Genomic DNA, 16,986 nt, shown 5'->3' with positions numbered 1-16,986 from the left:
AACAGCTTAAATCCATTTAAATCGAAGGTAATTTCGCGAAAATTGCTCGAAAATCGAAGAAAAAGCACGAAAACGCCAGAGGCTTCTCCGGAGCCTATCTGCCATCGGCTGTTGACAGGGGGGTGACAGTCGGGTGAACAGAGTTTCGAGATCGTAGGATTGGACTGGTCGATGCCCGAAATGCCTTCCCTGCCCGGCGCCGTCATCGTCATCTCTAGCCATGTCGTGCGCGGCAAGGTGGGCAACAGGGCCGTGGTCTTCGCGCTTGAAACTCTGGGGCATCCAGTCTGGGCCCTCCCGACCGTCATCCTCCCCTGGCATCCGGGCCACGGCCGCTCGACGCGGGTCACCATTTCCGATCAGGATTTCGGGTCGGTGATCGATGACCTCATGGCAGCACCCTGGGCCGGAGAGGTGCGTGCCGTGCTTTCGGGCTACCTCGGCTCGGCCGGACAGGCCGAAAGCGTGGCCCGGCTGGTGACGGCGCTGAAGGAGCGCAATCCCAAACTGATCTACGCCTGCGACCCCGTGATCGGCGATGCTGGCGGTCTCTATGTGCCGGAAGTCACGGCGGTTGCCATTCGCGACCGGTTGCTGCCGCTTGCAAATCTCGCGACCCCGAACCGTTACGAGCTTGCCTGGCTTGCCGGGGCGACGTTGGAGACGAACACGGCGATCCTTGACGCAGCGCTCGGCCTCGGTCCGGCCCGCGTCTTGGTGACGTCTGCCGTGCCGATGATGAGCGGCGGGACCGGTAATCTCTTTCTCTCGGGCAACCACGCCCTGCTTGCCGAACATCGTTTGGTCGAAAACCCGCCGAATGGTACGGGCGACCTGTTGGCGGCGGTGTTTCTCGCCCGGATCCTTGAAGGACTTTCAGAGGAACGTGCCTTGCAGATGGCGACTGCGAGCGTATTTGAGATCATCGCGCGGAGCGTCAAGCGCGGCGCGGATGAACTGACCATCGAGCAGGACGCGTCGAGCCTATCGACGCCAATGGCGATGGTGCAGATGCGCCGACTGGTTCATCCGAATCAGATGCGGCGCAAGTGAAGAAGCTGTTCACGGACCGCCACCCCTATGGCATCGTGGATTGAATTTTAGATCGCGATCATTTTCATGACGGAGGCGCAGGTGGGCGAAAGCCGGCCATGCCGCCTTGAAGCACGAGCGGAGCAATCGATGGACAAGCAGCAGCAGCGTTTTCCGGACTATCTTCTGAACGGCTACCACAACTTCATGAACGGTCGCTTCAGCGAGCAGCAGAAACGCTACAAGGCGCTGGCGGAAACCGGTCAAAAGCCGAAGACGATGGTGATTGCCTGTTGCGACTCGCGCGCTGCGCCGGAAACGATCTTCGACAGCGGCCCGGGCGAACTCTTCGTCGTGCGCAACGTCGCCAATCTCATGCCGCCCTACGAGCCGGATGGTCACTACCACTCCACTTCGGCAGCCCTCGAGTTCGCCGTGCAGTCACTGCGCGTCAGCGACATCGTCGTCATGGGCCATGGCCGCTGCGGTGGTATCAAAGCGGCACTCGATCCCGATGCGGAGCCTCTGTCACCGGGCGATTTCATCGGTCGCTGGATGCATCTGCTGAGGCCCGCGGCTGAGCAGATCCAGAGCAACGACGTGATGACGCAGGCGGAGCGCCAGCGTGCGCTCGAGCGGGTTTCGATCCGCAACTCGCTTGCCAATCTGCGCACTTTCCCGTGCGTCCAGATCCTCGAGGCCAAGGGCAAGCTCCACCTGCACGGCGCCTGGTTCGACATCTCGACCGGCGAACTCTGGGTGATGGACCCGGTGACGGGCGACTTCTCCCGCCCGGGAATGTAATCGGTCAGCAAAAAAAGGCCCGGCTCTTTCGAACCGGGCCCTTTGTCTGGTTGGTTATGCGTTCCGAAGGACGAAAATCCTAGAGACCGTCGATCTCGGCGCCGATGATGGCGATCGCCTGCTGGTAGACGCTTGCGGCGTTCCAGCCCTGGATCGCAGCGAAGTTCGCCTGACCCTGCTGATAGCCGGCGCCCGGCTGCCAGCCATGGCCGCGCAGGAAATTGGCGGTGGATGCCAGCGCGTCGGCCTTGGAGCGAACCATGTCGACATGGCCGTTGCCATCGCCATCGACGCCGTATTTCAGGACGTTGGCGGGCAGGAACTGGGTCTGGCCGATCTCGCCGTGGGCGGCGCCACGCGCATCCGGGCTCAGATCGCCGCGCTGCACGAGCTGCAGGGCCGCATAGAGCTGGTTGGTGAAGTAGTCCGAGCGACGGCAGTCATAGGCCAGCGTCGAAACGGCCGAGAGCGTGTGCTCCTTGCCCATGAAACCGCCGAAGCCGGTTTCCATGCCCCAGATGGCAATCAGCGGGCCAGCCGGCACGCCGTAGCGCCGCTCGATGCTGGTAAAGAGTGCGGCGTTCTGCTGCTTCATCTTCTTGCCGCGGGAAATGATCACCTGGCCGCCGCGCTTCTGCATGAACTGCTCGAGCGACAGCTTGAAGCTCTTCTGGCCGCGGTCGGCGCGGATCGTCGCCTTGTTGTAGGAGACGCCGGAGAGTGCACGGTCGAGCACCTGCGGGCTGATGCCGTTGCCGGAGGCCTGCTGCTTGAAGTTCTGCACCCAGGCTTCAAAGCCGCTTCCGTCATTGCCGCATTGGGCGGCAGATGCCACCGCCGGAAAAACTGCAGTCGAAATCAGGGCGGCAAGCCCCACTGCTGCGCACTTCGCCCTGTGCATGAAATACCCCGTCATAGCCCGAATCTCGTTGCTCTTAAAAATGCCAGCCTTCGCCGGCCGTGTCACCTACCGCAAGCGGCAGGTAACTTTATCGTGGTTTCACGTGAATCCGGGAAGGATCGGCCCCTCGTGAAACAGGAAACCCGCCAGGCTCGAAAGAGCCTGGCGGGAGTGAATGGTTCTAATGCCGTTTTCAGGCAGCCTGCTTGCGCGGCTTGATGAGGCCACGATTGACCAGCAGCTCGGCAATCTGGATCGCGTTCAGAGCGGCACCCTTGCGCAGGTTGTCGGAAACGACCCACAGGTTGAGGCCGTTCTCGACGGTTGCGTCTTCGCGGATGCGCGAGATGTAGGTCGCATCTTCGCCGGCGCACTCATAAGGCGTGACGTAGCCGCCGTTCTCGTGCTTGTCGACGACGAGGCAACCCGGCGCTTCGCGCAGGATGTCGCGCGCTTCGTCAGCGGTGATCTCGTTTTCGAACTCGATGTTCACCGATTCCGAATGGCCGATGAAGACGGGAACGCGCACGGCAGTGCAGGTCACCTTGATCTTCGGGTCGAGCATCTTCTTGGTCTCGGCGAGAACCTTCCACTCTTCCTTCGTGTAGCCGTCTTCCATGAACACGTCGATGTGCGGAATGACGTTGAAGGCGATGCGCTTGGTGAACTTCTTCGATTCGATCGGATCGGCAACGAAGACGGCGCGGGTCTGGTTGAAGAGTTCGTCCATGCCGTCCTTGCCGGCGCCGGAAACCGACTGGTAGGTCGAGACGACGACGCGCTTGATCTTGGCGTGGTCGTGCAGCGGCTTCAGCGCGACGACGAGCTGGGCGGTCGAGCAATTCGGATTGGCGATGATGTTCTTCTTGGTGAACTGCGCGATCGCGTCCGGGTTCACTTCCGGAACGATCAGCGGCACTTCGGCGTCGTAGCGCCAGGCCGAGGAGTTGTCGATGACGACGCAGCCCTGCTGGCCGATCTTCGGCGAATACTTCAGCGATACGGCGCCGCCAGCCGACATCAGGCAGATATCGGTGTCGGAGAAGTCGTAGTTTTCGAGGTTCTTGACCTTGAGGGTCTTGTCGCCGAAGGAAACTTCGGTGCCCTGGGAGCGGGCGGAAGCGAGGGCGACCACTTCATCCGCGGGAAAGCCGCGTTCGGAAAGGATGTTCAGCATCTCCCGGCCGACATTGCCGGTGGCGCCTGCGACTGCAATCTTGAAACCCATGATCTAAGCTCTCTTTTCTGTCTCTCCTCGTCGGGTGAGGGGGAAACCGCGCGACCTGCCGCGAGGGTTCCTGTCCCCGGCCAAACCGGGGAGAGAGCGGAGGGCCAGAGACGTCAGACGGTTTTCGTCGTCGTTTTGGCCGTTGTTTTGCAAGCGAACGAAAAATCGACATCCTGCCCCGCGGCAAGAGCCGGCAGGATCAAAGCAGCGATGGCTGGACCGATCGGTCGCATGGTGGTGATTTCCTCGTTCGTCGCTGCTCTTACGCGGTTTTGGGGAAGAGTCAAGACATTGCCGCGCGCCGGCACGCCCCCGCCCTGCCCGCGATCGATCGCCGCATTAGACGAAAGTCATAAGCCGAAAGCATCTCTGCCTGTGATGACACTTTTCTGACATCCTCATTTCAGGCGCACCACGTCCGGACGTTCGAGGGAGGAATGCTGGACCAGCCAATGGGCGCTCCTTTGGAGTGGAGGATTATCAAAATGGCAAATGTCGCGACAGCGGACGACGCAAAAACGCGTCCGATGACCGGCGAGGAGAAGAAGGTCATCTTCGCCTCGTCGCTCGGTACCGTCTTCGAATGGTACGATTTCTATCTCTACGGTTCGCTCGCCGTCTACATCGGCGCGACCTTCTTCAGTTCCTACCCGGAAACGACGCGTAACATCTTCGCGCTTCTGGCCTTTGCCGCGGGCTTCCTGGTTCGCCCGTTCGGCGCGCTCGTCTTCGGTCGCCTGGGTGACCTCGTCGGCCGCAAATACACCTTCCTCGTGACGATCCTGATCATGGGTCTGTCGACCTTCCTGGTCGGCATCCTGCCCGGCGCTGCCTCGATCGGCATTGCCGCGCCGATCCTGCTCATCGTGCTGCGCATGCTGCAGGGCCTGGCGCTCGGCGGCGAATATGGCGGTGCGGCAACCTACGTGGCCGAACACGCGCCGCATGGGCGTCGCGGCTACTTCACGTCCTGGATCCAGACCACGGCGACGCTCGGTCTGTTCCTGTCGCTGGTGGTGATCCTGCTCGTGCAGTTCGCGCTCGGCAAGGAAGCCTTCGCCGCCTGGGGCTGGCGCATTCCGTTCCTGCTGTCCTGCGTGCTTCTCGGCATTTCCGTCTGGATCCGTCTGAAGATGAACGAATCCCCGGCCTTCAAGAAGATGAAGGAAGAGGGCAAGGGCTCCAAGGCGCCGCTTCGGGAAGCCTTCGGCCAGTGGAAGAACGCCAAGATCGCGCTTCTGGCGCTGTTCGGTGCCGTCGTCGGACAAGCCGTGGTCTGGTACTCCGGTCAGTTCTACGCGCTGTTCTTCCTGACCGGTGTCCTGAAAGTAGACGGTCAGTCGGCCAACATCATGGTCGCCGCCTCGCTTTTGATTGGCACCGGCTTCTTCGTGCTCTTCGGCTGGCTCTCCGACAAGATCGGCCGCAAGCCGATCATCATGGCCGGTCTGCTGCTTGCGATGCTCACCTACTTCCCGCTGTTCAAGGCGCTGACCTGGGCCGGTAACCCTGCACTCGCTGAAGCCCAGGCAACCGTTCGCGCAACGGTGACCGCGGCTCCCGGCGACTGCAAATTCCAGTTCAACCCGACGGGCACGGCGAAGTTCACCACCTCGTGCGACATCGCAACCGCGTTCCTCACCAAGAACTCCGTTCCCTACGACGTCGTCACGACGGCAGCAGCGGGCACGGCGGCGACGGTCAAGGTCGGCGACACCACGATCAACAGCTACGACGCAGTCGCTGCTGGCGATGGTGCCAAGGCCGCCAACGCCGCCTTCGAAAAGCAGACCAACATGGCGCTCCACAATGCCGGCTACCCGCTGGTTCGTGGCGCGGCAAAGGTTCCGGACGCCAAGCTTGACGGTTTTGTCACCGCCAACCCGGAACTGTCGCTTGACGCAGCCGCTGTCCGCGGCGGCGAAAAGACCATGGTTCCGGCCGAAAAGCTCATCGCCGACAAGCTGCTGACCAAGGATGAAGTGGGCGCTGCCACCGAAATGGCCGTCTACACGATCGCCGGCGGCGGCACCTACGCGATGGTCGCGGATCCTGCCAACGTCAACTGGACGACGATCATCGCGGTGCTCACCGTGCTCGTCATCTACGTGACGATGGTCTACGGCCCGATCGCAGCCCTGCTGGTCGAACTCTTCCCGACCCGCATCCGCTACACCGGCATGTCGCTGCCCTACCACATCGGCAACGGCTGGTTCGGCGGTCTGCTTCCGGCAACGGCCTTCGCGATGAGTGCTGCCCAGGGCGATATCTACTACGGCCTCTGGTACCCGATCGTCTTTGCAGGGATCACGCTGGTCATCGGCCTCCTCTTCCTGCCGGAAACGAAGGATCGCGACATCCACGCGATGGATTAAGCCCGGCGCTCCCGGAGAGAACAAATCCCGGGAGCACCTCAAATCTTCCCCGAGCTATTATGGCTCTCCTGACTCCGGCGCGGTCTTCCGCGCCGGCTTTTTTATTGGGTCGGCTCGCTGCGTCCGGCAAGCGGCCAACCGCCCGGGCCGAGGCGAAACAGGCGACCGTATTTGGCAAAGACAAACGCCATCATCACCGATGTCCAAAGGCCGAGCAGCAGCCCGGCGGCGACGTCGCTCGGATAGTGTGCGCCAACGATGACGCGGGAAACACCGATCGTCAGCGCCAGGACCAGAAAGAGTGGCCTCAGTCTCGGCAGCAGCATGGCGAAGACGCCGAAAAACGCACCGGCCGCAGTCGAGTGCCCGGACGGAAAGCTCTCATAGAGATCACTGGCGGCGAACGGCGTCAGGCTGTAGGCGCCGAGCTCGGCAAAGAGTTCCGGTCGTGCCCGGCCGATCAGGAGCTTCAGCGTATGCACCAACGCGCTGGCGGTGCCGATCGTCAAAAGGAAATAGGCGGCGAGGTCGCGGGCAGTGCGCGCCTTGTTTTGAAGCGGCCCCTGGCTTGCCGCCCGGCGCAGCACGAAGGCCCCCGCAAGCAGGATACCGGAAAGATAGATCATCCAGCCAAAGGTACCGAAATCGGTGATCCTTTCATTGAAGGTGACGATGTTGTCCGGCAGGCCTTGCGCGCGCTGTGACAGGAACGGATCGAGCGGGATGAGCGCGAACACGAGGATGGCTGTTGTCAGCACGATCCATCCGGTGGCCGCAAGTGGTCGGTTCATGGTTCTCCCATCCTGCCACCCAGATCGCGCGGCAATTGTCTGTTCCTGTCGGGGCACGATGCAGGGCGCTTCCCGCGCCAGGCGGCCCCGGTCCGTCTTTTTCCGATGTGTCGGTTCTTTTGGCAAATTCAAGGCCGTGGAATGCAAAACACCTCCGGATGCGCTCCGGAGGTGTTGGTTTTCGTAGGCCTGTTGGCGTCGGCGTGACGCCGATCCGGGATCGGTTGTCGCTTACGCCGACAGCGCCTTGAACTCGGCAAGGATGGCTTCGCCCATTTCGACGGTTCCGACCTTCCGTGCGCCTTCGGCCATGATGTCGCCGGTGCGGATGCCCTGGTCGAGCACGTTGGCGATCGCCTTCTCCAGATTGTCGGCTTCCGTCACCAGGTTGAAGGAATAGCGCAGGCACATGGCGAAGGAGGCGATCATCGCGATCGGGTTGGCAATGCCCTGGCCGGCAATGTCGGGTGCCGAGCCATGCACCGGCTCATAGAGCGCCTTGCGCTTGCCGCTGACACCATCCGGTGCGCCGAGCGAGGCCGAGGGCAGCATGCCGAGCGAGCCGGTGAGCATCGCCGCCACGTCCGACAGCATGTCGCCGAACAGGTTGTCGGTGACGATGACGTCGAACTGCTTGGGCTGGCGCACCAGCTGCATGCCGCCGGCGTCCGCCAGCATGTGCTCGAGCTGGACGTCGGAGTACTTCGCCTTGTGCGTCTCGGTCACCACCTGGTTCCACAACACGCCCGACTTCATGACGTTGCGCTTTTCCATCGAGCAGACGCGGTTGTTGCGGGTGCGGGCCAGCTCGAAGGCGACGCCGGCGATGCGCTCGATCTCGTAGGTGTCATAGACCTGGGTGTCGATGCCACGCTTCTGGCCGTTGCCGAGATCGACGATCTCCTTCGGTTCGCCGAAATAGACGCCACCGGTCAGCTCGCGCACGATCAGAATGTCGAGGCCTTCGACCAGTTCCGGCTTGAGCGACGAGGCGGCGGAAAGCGCCGGGTAGCAGATCGCCGGGCGCAGGTTGGCGAAGAGCTCGAGATCCTTGCGCAGGCGCAGCAGACCGGCTTCCGGGCGAACCTCGTAGGGCACCGCATCCCACTTCGGACCGCCGACGGCGCCGAACAGCACCGCATCGGCGGCAAGCGCCTTTGCCATGTCCTCTTCCGAGATCGCCTGACCGTGGGCGTCATAGGCCGAACCGCCAACCAGGCCCTCGTCCGTCACGAAGCCGGCACCAAGCTCGGCATTCATGTAGGCGATGATTTTGCGGACTTCCGCCATGGCTTCCGGGCCGATGCCGTCGCCGGGCAGAAGGAAGAGGTTGCGCACAGTCATGGATAGTCCTTCTCGCGGGGGGAAAACTCGGCCGCGTTCTAGCGCAACTTCGTATCGAGGGAAATCGGTGAAACGAAAGATTTGTGCGCGCCCGCGAGCGGAACGTTCCCTACGGAACAGCTGATCGGTCGAGGCACTGCGATCATGGCCCAGAAGCCGCGTACCTGCCTGGCCGTCGATCCCTCGAGGAGAAAAACATGCGCAATTTTGTTCACGCCGTCGCCGCCCATATCTGCGCCACGACCAAGAACCTGACCTTTACTTCCGGCAAGCGCTCAGCCGCGTCTTCCTATAGTTGGCTTAGCTTTCCTCTTGACTGAAACGGTGCCTCCGGATCGAATGCGGGTAACACAACTGGGAACCCGCCATGTCCGAGACGCTGCTGATTGGAGCCTTTCTCGCCGCCCTCTCCTACGTCCTTATTCCCGGACCGGCGTTTCTGGCGCTGCTCGGCATCGGCGCCGGCCAGGGGCGCAAGGCAGGCGCCTTGTTCATGGGCGGACACCTTGCCGGTGACGTTCTCTGGTCGACCCTGGCGCTGGTCGCAATCGTCGGCGCGCGCTCCGTCGGCACGACGATTTTCGATATCCTCGGTCTCTTCTGCGGCGCCTATCTCGGCTGGATCGGCTGGACGGCATTGCGCGCACGCCCCGCCGGCGAGAACCGCGCGCTCGTGACAGTCGAGCGTCCTTTGAGGCGCGGACTGATTTTTGGACTCACCAATCCCAAGGGCTATCCGGTAGCGCTCGCAACCTTCACGGCGCTGCTTGCCAGCTCGGCCAACGCGCTCGAGTTCGATGCGCTGCCGGCGCTGCTCGGCGTCTCGCTGATCGGATTTCTCGTGGCCGATCTGATCCTGATCGTCATCATCGGCACCTCCGTCGTGCGGCGTTTCTACCGACGCCACGAACTCGCGATCGTCCGGCTCTCCGGTCTCCTGTTCATCGGCTTTGCCGTTCAGGCGGTCTGGCACGCTGCCCCCGGGCTTCTCGGTTTGCGCAGGCCTTGACGGCAAGCCCCCTCACGACCACCTCCATTGCCTCCGCGTCCTGATGTCATAGATAAGCGACGCCCCTCCCCGGCCCCGCGTCGGACCGCATGCGAAAGGATTTCTGATGACCACCAGCACCCCGCTCAATCCCGCGCTCACCGCATGGACCGGCCACGAAGGCCTGCCGCGTTTCGACCTGGTGAAGGACGAGGATTTTGCTCCGGCGTTCGACGCGGCTTTCAGGGAACATGAGGCGGAGATCGACGCGATTGCCGAAAACCCGGCGGCGCCGACCTTCGAAAACACGATCATTGCGCTGGAGATCGCCGGTGACGAACTGTCGCGCGTATCCTCGATCTTCTGGAACAAGGCCGGCGCCGACACCAACGAGACGATCCAGGCGCTGGAGCGCGATATCGCGCCGAAGATGTCCCGGCACTATTCGAAAATTGGCATGAATGCGGCGCTGTTCAAGCGCATCGACACGCTGTGGGAAGGGCGCGCAGGGCTTGGCCTCGATCTTGAAGCGACGCGCGTACTCGAGCGCCACTGGAAGGGTTTCGTCAAATCCGGCGCCAAGCTCGCAAAGCCGGAGCAGGAGCGGCTGGCAGCGATCAACGAGAAACTCGCCGGTCTCGGCGCCAGGTTCGGGCAGAACGTGCTCGCCGATGAGAAGAGCTGGGTTCTGTTCCTAGAGAGCGAGGAACAGCTCGCCGGCCTGCCGGACTTCCTGCGCGACGCCATGGCGGCGGTTGCCGAAGACCGCGGCCAGAAGGGCAAGTATGCCGTCACCCTGTCGCGCTCGATCATCGAACCGTTCCTGACCTTCTCCGACAATCGCGAGCTTCGCGAGCAGGCCTTCCGCGCCTGGATCGCGCGCGGTGAAAATGGCGGCGACACCGACAATCGCGGGCTGATCGCCGAGATGCTGGCGCTGCGGGCCGAAAAGGCGAAGCTGCTCGGCTATGATAACTTCGCGTCGCTGAAGCTCGACGATACCATGGCGAAGACGCCCACTGCCGTGAACGGCCTGCTGATGCAAGTCTGGGAAAAGGCGGTTGCCCGCGCCCGCGAGGAAGAGGCCGAGCTTGCCCGGCTCGTTGCCGACGAGGGCCGCAATCACGACGTCATGCCCTGGGACTGGCGCCATTACGCCGAGAAGCTCCGCGCCGAGAAGTTCAATTTCTCCGAAGGCGAACTCAAGCCTTACCTGCAGCTCGAAAAGATCATCGAGGCCTGCTTCGATGTCGCCAAGCGTCTGTTCGGCATTACCGCGGCGGAGAAGAAGGGCATTGCCGCCTACCATCCCGACGTGCGCGTCTTCGAGGTCAAGGATGCATCCGGCAAGCTGGTGGCATTGTTCCTTGGCGACTACTTCGCCCGGTCTTCGAAGCGCTCCGGTGCGTGGATGAGTTCGTTCCAGTCGCAGCACAAGCTCAAGCTGAAGAATGGCGCCGAAGGCGAGCTGCCGATCATCTACAACGTCTGCAATTTCGCCAAGCCCGCCGAGGGCAAGCCGGCGCTGCTGTCGCTCGATGATGCCCGAACGCTCTTCCACGAGTTCGGGCACGCATTGCATGGCATGCTATCCAACGTCACCTACCCTTCGGTGTCCGGCACGGGTGTGTCGCGTGACTTCGTCGAGCTGCCGTCGCAGCTTTACGAACATTGGCTGACGGTGCCGGAGATCCTGAAGCGTTATGCGGTGCACTACCAGACCGGCGAGCCGATGCCGCAGGCGCTGCTCGACAAGGTGCTGGCGGCGCGAACCTTCAACTCGGGCTTCGCAACAGTCGAGTTCACGTCGTCCGCACTGGTCGATATGGCCTATCATACGGCCGCGGTGACGGCGGAACCGATGGCGCTCGAAGCCAAGAAGCTCGATGAGATCGGCATGCCGAAATCCATCGTCATGCGCCATCGCAGCCCGCACTTCCTGCACGTCTTCTCGGGCGACGGCTACTCGGCCGGCTACTATTCCTACATGTGGTCGGAAGTGCTCGACGCCGATGCCTTCGCCGCCTTCGAGGAAACCGGCAACGCCTTCGATCCGGCCATGGCCGCCCGCCTCAAGGACAACATCTATTCGGTCGGCGGCTCGATCGATCCGGAGGATGCCTACAAGGCCTTTCGCGGCAAACTGCCGAGCCCGGATGCGATGCTCGCGAAAAAGGGCCTGGCTGCCTGAGCCACGCGGAACTCCGATCACGCCATCCGGCGTGATCGGTTGTTCCAAAGTCCCCGCACTGTCTCGCAAGCAGCCTCGAAGTCGTCGTAATTGCGCAGACTGACAAGGGCGGCAGCCGCCGTCGTAATGATGGTGGTTTCCGCGCGCTCGTCGCGGGCAGCACCAGTCCAAACCGCCTGCCAGTATTCGCGGCTGCTCAAGCCGGTGCGCGGTTCGGCCGGCGGCGCGATTTTCGCGGGAATGATGACGTCGGAGGCTTCGCCGCCGACAAGGCGGAAAAGGGGCGTCTGGCGGTAGGGCGTGAACTCAGCGTGGTCGCGGGTGTTGCCGAGGATCGTCAACTCTCTCGTGCCGAGCAGCATGGCGATGTCGCGGCTGAGCGTGCGGCTCGAGGGATTGGCGACGCCGAGCAGGCTTGTCCGTCCGCCCATCGGATTGATGAGGTGTATGGCGGCGTTTAGCGGCATGCGCATCTCCATCAGCCGATAGAGCCCCAGCAAGCGATAGACCTGCGGCGCAAAGGCCGAGAGCGGCAGATAGGCGATGCCTGCCGACCGAAGCGCTGTCTTGGCGGCCGTGATCGACGTGCAAACCGGGATGCCGGCTGCGGAAGCGGCCACCTCCAGCTTGTGCCGATCCGTACCCTCTTCACCGTAGCTTCCATGCAGCACGACGCGATGCCCGGCATCGACGACAAGCCGTGCCGCATGCAGGAACCAGGGCGCAGTCTTCAATTTGGGCGAGAGGTAGCAGGGCCAATCGAGGTCGGCGATGCCGTTTCCCGGTTCAATTGCGCCGATATGGCGGCGCATGGCGCGCACGAAACCGGCCACCTCCACCGCCGTCGGTCCGCGATAATGCAGCACCGTCATCAGCGCACCGATCTGCACCGGGTCCGCTTCGCCGGCAAGGATGATCGCCAGCGCGTCCTCGGCCTCCTCTTTGCTCAAGGGGCGGCTGCGGCCGGCGCCGGTGCCGACAGTCGCGATGCAGCGAGCCAATCGTCGTTCAGGGGCGGCATCGTCGCCGATTTCGGCCAGCTTTGCGGCGAACTGTTCCGGTGCCGGCTCCCCCTCAAGCAGGCGGCTTGGCCGGACCGCCAGCGGTGGTGCGTCGGTCAGTGCCTGCCCTTCCCAGCCGGCGTGACCTGTCTGTGTGGGTGCGGACGCGGAGCCAGCGGCGCGTGCGTCAAGCAGGGCTTCGGTCTCTGCGGCAAGAGCGCGCACGCGTAGCCGCAGAGACTCGGCAAGCGGGGTCGGGCGCAGGCCATGACCTGTGCGCAGGAACAGCGGATCGGCATAGTCCTCACGCAATTGACCGAGCAAGCGGCTCATTGCCGAGGGCTGCAGACCGACGCTTGAAGCGGCACGGCTGACGCTGTTTTCGCGTAGCAGTGCGTCCAGCGCCAGGAGCAGGCGCAGCTTGCTCAGATCCGTCTGACGTTCGTTGGAGGCCGACGCGCCTCCTGTCACGCTCGCCGTTGCTTTCGCCATGGTTCCGTCCCGCCTTTCTGTCTCATCCGGCATATTCGCGGGCGCTGTTTTGCGTCGTTTCGTATTTGGAACGGTTCCAAAACAGCGTCGTTGACCGTCTCCCTCGCCAATAACTAAGTGGAGTTCATTACTCAAGATATATGCGGGGCGAAGATGATGAAGCGGATGGGGCCTGAGACCGAAACCGAGGAGCAGCGGCAAGGGGACCGCTGGAACCGGTGCGGCTCGGCCGGATGGTCACATCGTTTCGTCTGCGCCTGCCTCGCCGGCACGGCGCTGACGGTGCCGACGGAAGCCTTGGCACAGAAGGCCAAGGAAAAGGAGAAGGCGACCGAACTCGAGCAGATTGTGGTGACGGCGACCGGGTTCGAGCAAAACGTCAAGGATGCGCCGGCGAGCATCACGGTGATCTCGGGCGAAGACCTGCAAAAGCGGTCGTTCCGCGATCTCACCGATGCGCTTCGCGACGCGCAAGGGGTTGCGGTGACCGGTGTCGCCAACGAGCGCGACATCTTCATCCGCGGCCTGCCCGGCTCCTACACGCTGATTCTTGTCGACGGAAAGCGCCAGAGCACGCGTGACGCGCGCACCAATGGCAACTCCGGTTTCGAGCAGAGCTTCATTCCGCCGGCCGCCGCCATCGAGCGTATCGAGATCGTCCGTGGGCCGATGTCGTCGCTCTACGGTTCCGATGCCATGGGTGGGGTCATCAACATCATCACCCGCAAGGTCGCCGACAGCTGGACCGGCTCGTTTACCACCGACGGCACGATGCAGCAGCACAAGCAGTTCGGCAATTCGGGCCAAATGTCGTTCTATACCAGCGGGCCGATCCTGAAAGACACGCTCGGCGTACAGATCTGGGGCCGCGGCCTGAAGCGCAGTGAGGACAGGTTCCTTTCCGGCATCACCGGTTCGAAGGAACACGATCTGACGGCGCGGCTTTCCTATACGCCGAACGAGGATCATGACTTCTTCCTCGAAGGCGGGACCGCACGGCTTCGCCGCGATGCCAATGTCGGCAAGACGATCGAGCCTGGACCGCGCGCGGTCAGCACCTACAACGACAACGACCGCGATCACTGGTCGTTCTCCCATACGGGGCGCTGGGGACCGACGACGTCTGACTTCTCCATCCTGCAGGAATGGGCGGAGCGCCGGACCTACAACTACAGCCACGCAGACGGTCGCTTCGTCAAGCAGCCGCGCGCGCCCGAGGTGCGCAACACCGTCATCGACGGCAAGTTCACCACTCCCTTCGATCTCGGCGGCAGCCACACGCTGGTGACTGGCGGGCAATATTTCGAGGCGCGGCTTTCCGACAGAACCCGGGTCGACGCACGGGCTTGAACGAGACCTTCTCGGCGACGCAATGGGCGCTGTTTGCCGAAGACGAATGGCGCATGGTCGATGACTTCGCGCTGACTACGGGCTTGCGTCTCGATCATCATGAGGAATATGGCTACCACTTGAGCCCGCGCATCTACGGCGTCTGGAACGCGACCGACATGCTGACGGTAAAGGGCGGCATTTCCACCGGCTTCCGTGCGCCCGATATCCGCAGCATCGCGCCGGGTTATGCCTATACGACCGGCGGTGGCGGTTGCTCCTATGGTCCGACCGGCACCTGCGGCGTGATCATCGCCGACCCGAACCTGAAGGCCGAATCGAGCACGAGCTATGAAATCGGCGCGGTTTGGGACAATGGCGACGTCATTCTCGGCGGTACCTATTTCTATACGGATTTCCGGGACAAGATCTCCAACTCGATGGTGCTGGATTCGGCCGGCAATCCGGTGCGCTGGAGCGAGGACCCGAACTACCGCCTCTGGTACAACTACAATATCGACGACGCGATCATTCAGGGCGTCGAGCTGACCGCGACCTGGAATGCGACGCCGGATCTGACACTTCGCGCGAGCTACACCTACACGCAGTCCGAACAGAAGACCGGTACCTTTGCCGGCTTCCCGCTGGCGCGCACGCCGGAACACATGGCCAATCTCAGGGCTGATTGGTACACGCCGGTCGAAGGGCTAGAAGCTTGGGCTTCCGTCAACTATCACGGCGAAGAGATCGCCGCCGGTCCGCGCATCGGCACCAACGGCAAGCCGGTGACGATCAACGGCCAGCAAGGCCGCAAGTACGACGCCTATACGACGGTCGATATCGGCACGAAATATGATGTCGGCGAGGGCCTGACGCTGAACGCTGCGGTCTACAATCTCTTCGACAAGGAAGTCGAGCAGACCGATTTCAACACGGTTATGGAAGGCCGCCGCTTCTGGATGAGCCTAACGGCAACATTCTGATCGTCCGGCCGGTCCCTGCCCGGCTCCCGATCGAAAACAGACGGCGCCCGGAAGGCGCCGTCTGTCATTTCTCAAGCGCCGCTCTTTCTCAGGCGCTTTGGTCCACGCCGAGGGTCGATAGCAGGCTTTTCATTCTCTGGAGCGCCAGTTCCGGCCGGTCGAGCACATTGGCGCGGTCGGCGAGGCGGAAGATATCGGCGTAGTGCAGCACCCCGCGGGCGGACTGCATGCCGGCGGGCATGGTGAAGTGGCGCTGGTGGCCGTTCAGCCAGGCGAGGAGAACGACGCCGGCCTTGTAATACTGTGTCGGTGCCTCGAAGATCTTGCGGGACAGGGGCACGGTCGGCTCGATCACGCCGCGGAAGGTGGCGAGATCGTCCTTCGCCAGCGCCGCGAGTGCCTTGGAGGCGGAGGGCGCCACCGCATCGAAGATGCCGAGCAACGCGTGGCTGTACTTCGTGCCGTCGCCCTCGATCAGTTCGGCATAGTTGAAGTCGTCGCCGGTAAAGCAGAGCACGCCTTCGGGCAGGCGATTGCGCAGTGCCACTTCCTTGGCGTTTTCGAGCAGCGAAATCTTGATGCCTTCGACCTTGTCGCGGTTGGCTTCGATGATCGAGAGCACCGTATCGAGCGCCTGGTCGAAATTCTCCGAACCCCAATAGCCCCGAAGTTGCGGATCGAACATGTCGCCGAGCCAATGCAACACCACCTTGTGCCTGGTCTGGCCGAGGATGCGGCCATAGACGAAGCGATAGTCGTCGGCCGATTGCGCTACGCGGGCGAGCGCCCGGCTTGCCATCATGATCGCCCTGCCCCCCTCGCCTTCGACGAAGCCGACCTGTTCCTCATAGGCGGCAATCACATCGTCAAGCGAGCGCGCATCGGTGGGCGCAAGATGGTCGGTGCCGGCGCCACAGGCAAGATCGGCGCCCGCTACCTGCCGCGCATCGCTGAGCGAGCGGCGGATCAACTCCTGCGCGCCCGGCCAGGCAAGGCCCATGCCGCGTTGGGCGGTGTCCATCGCCTCGGCGATTTTGAAACCCAGGCTCCAGAGGTGATGGCGAAACGCCATCGTCGCATCCCAGTCGATCGCCGGGTTGCCCCAGGGATCGAGATCCTTGAGCGGATCCGAGACCACATGGGCGGCCGCATAGGCGATGCGGTTGAAGGTCGGCGGCGTGTTGGGCCGTTCAATCGGCGTTCCGGTCAGGCGATACTGTTCAAGCGAGCCGTCTTGGCGCGGCAGCGTCAGGCTTGTCATTGGGGTTGGTCTCCTCCGCGGACGTTTGCCTTGGAATACTTTGGATCGTTCCAAATGGCAAGCGGCAATGTTTTTCAGGCGAGGCGATCCTCCTCCAGACGATTGCGGATCTCCGATAATGTCATTTAAATTCAATTAAATAATCCGTCAAACCGCAGGTCGCTACGCTTCTCGAGGTGCCTTTTGTCTGCACCGAACGCGGCCGGACGTGAAAAAAGTGATCAGCCAACTCTTGACGAAATTGGAACGTTCCAATTATGAAAGAA

General features: G+C 62.6%; 12 protein-coding genes and 1 pseudogene. 7 read left to right on the top strand and 6 right to left on the bottom strand.

Annotated elements, in window-relative coordinates:
* Nucleotides 1-171: 171 nt before the first annotated feature.
* Nucleotides 172-1,053, top strand: a complete 882-nt coding sequence (gene pdxY / locus FA04_RS17620; RefSeq protein ID WP_034800179.1) for a pyridoxal kinase PdxY — start codon at nt 172-174, stop codon at nt 1,051-1,053.
* Between the two features lie 129 nt (nt 1,054-1,182).
* On the top strand, nt 1,183-1,836 hold the full coding sequence (locus FA04_RS17615; protein ID WP_034800167.1) for a carbonic anhydrase: 654 nt from the start codon (nt 1,183-1,185) through the stop codon (nt 1,834-1,836).
* Nucleotides 1,837-1,915: 79 nt separating this feature from the next.
* On the opposite strand, the gene FA04_RS17610 is transcribed toward FA04_RS17615, so the two are convergent.
* Both FA04_RS17610 and FA04_RS17605 read right to left on the bottom strand, forming a co-directional pair.
* Complete coding sequence (locus FA04_RS17610) at nt 1,916-2,737, bottom strand: lytic murein transglycosylase (RefSeq protein WP_034800180.1); 822 nt, start codon at nt 2,735-2,737, stop codon at nt 1,916-1,918.
* Between the two features lie 193 nt (nt 2,738-2,930).
* On the bottom strand, nt 2,931-3,965 hold the full coding sequence (locus FA04_RS17605) for an aspartate-semialdehyde dehydrogenase (RefSeq protein WP_034800169.1): 1,035 nt from the start codon (nt 3,963-3,965) through the stop codon (nt 2,931-2,933).
* 485 nt (nt 3,966-4,450) lie between these two features.
* Between FA04_RS17605 and FA04_RS17595 the strand changes: the two genes are divergently transcribed.
* Entirely contained in the window at nt 4,451-6,340 is a 1,890-nt protein-coding gene (locus FA04_RS17595; protein WP_034800173.1) for an MFS transporter, read from the top strand.
* Between the two features lie 101 nt (nt 6,341-6,441).
* On the opposite strand, the gene FA04_RS17590 is transcribed toward FA04_RS17595, so the two are convergent.
* Complete coding sequence (locus FA04_RS17590) at nt 6,442-7,131, bottom strand: phosphatase PAP2 family protein (RefSeq protein ID WP_034800174.1); 690 nt, start codon at nt 7,129-7,131, stop codon at nt 6,442-6,444.
* 231 nt (nt 7,132-7,362) lie between these two features.
* On the bottom strand, nt 7,363-8,475 hold the full coding sequence (gene leuB, locus FA04_RS17585; protein ID WP_064817011.1) for a 3-isopropylmalate dehydrogenase: 1,113 nt from the start codon (nt 8,473-8,475) through the stop codon (nt 7,363-7,365).
* A 197-nt stretch (nt 8,476-8,672) separates the two neighbouring features.
* On the opposite strand from leuB, the gene FA04_RS36400 reads away from it, so the two are divergent.
* From FA04_RS36400 to FA04_RS17570, 3 genes are all read left to right on the top strand, one after another.
* On the top strand, nt 8,673-8,795 hold the full coding sequence (locus tag FA04_RS36400; RefSeq protein WP_256385288.1) for a hypothetical protein: 123 nt from the start codon (nt 8,673-8,675) through the stop codon (nt 8,793-8,795).
* Nucleotides 8,796-8,842: 47 nt separating this feature from the next.
* Nucleotides 8,843-9,484 carry a LysE family translocator gene (locus FA04_RS17575; RefSeq protein WP_034803056.1) on the top strand — a complete coding sequence of 214 codons (642 nt, stop codon included), beginning with the start codon at nt 8,843-8,845 and terminating at the stop codon, nt 9,482-9,484.
* A gap of 106 nt (nt 9,485-9,590) precedes the next feature.
* Complete coding sequence (locus FA04_RS17570; RefSeq protein WP_034803053.1) at nt 9,591-11,654, top strand: M3 family metallopeptidase; 2,064 nt, start codon at nt 9,591-9,593, stop codon at nt 11,652-11,654.
* Between the two features lie 17 nt (nt 11,655-11,671).
* On the opposite strand, the gene FA04_RS17565 is transcribed toward FA04_RS17570, so the two are convergent.
* Nucleotides 11,672-13,147 carry a glycosyl transferase family protein gene (locus FA04_RS17565; protein ID WP_082572986.1) on the bottom strand — a complete coding sequence of 492 codons (1,476 nt, stop codon included), beginning with the start codon at nt 13,145-13,147 and terminating at the stop codon, nt 11,672-11,674.
* A 276-nt stretch (nt 13,148-13,423) separates the two neighbouring features.
* Here FA04_RS17565 and FA04_RS17560 point away from each other — a divergent pair.
* A pseudogene (locus FA04_RS17560) lies at nt 13,424-15,459 on the top strand (TonB-dependent receptor domain-containing protein).
* Nucleotides 15,460-15,547: 88 nt separating this feature from the next.
* Here FA04_RS17560 and FA04_RS17555 read toward each other — a convergent pair.
* Nucleotides 15,548-16,720, bottom strand: a complete 1,173-nt coding sequence (locus tag FA04_RS17555) for a dihydrodipicolinate synthase family protein (RefSeq protein WP_034803050.1) — start codon at nt 16,718-16,720, stop codon at nt 15,548-15,550.
* Nucleotides 16,721-16,986: the final 266 nt, after the last annotated feature.

The sequence above is a fragment of the Ensifer adhaerens genome (genome assembly GCF_000697965.2).
GTDB lineage: Bacteria > Pseudomonadota > Alphaproteobacteria > Rhizobiales > Rhizobiaceae > Ensifer > Ensifer adhaerens.
This window is presented reverse-complemented; position numbering and strand designations above follow the sequence as displayed.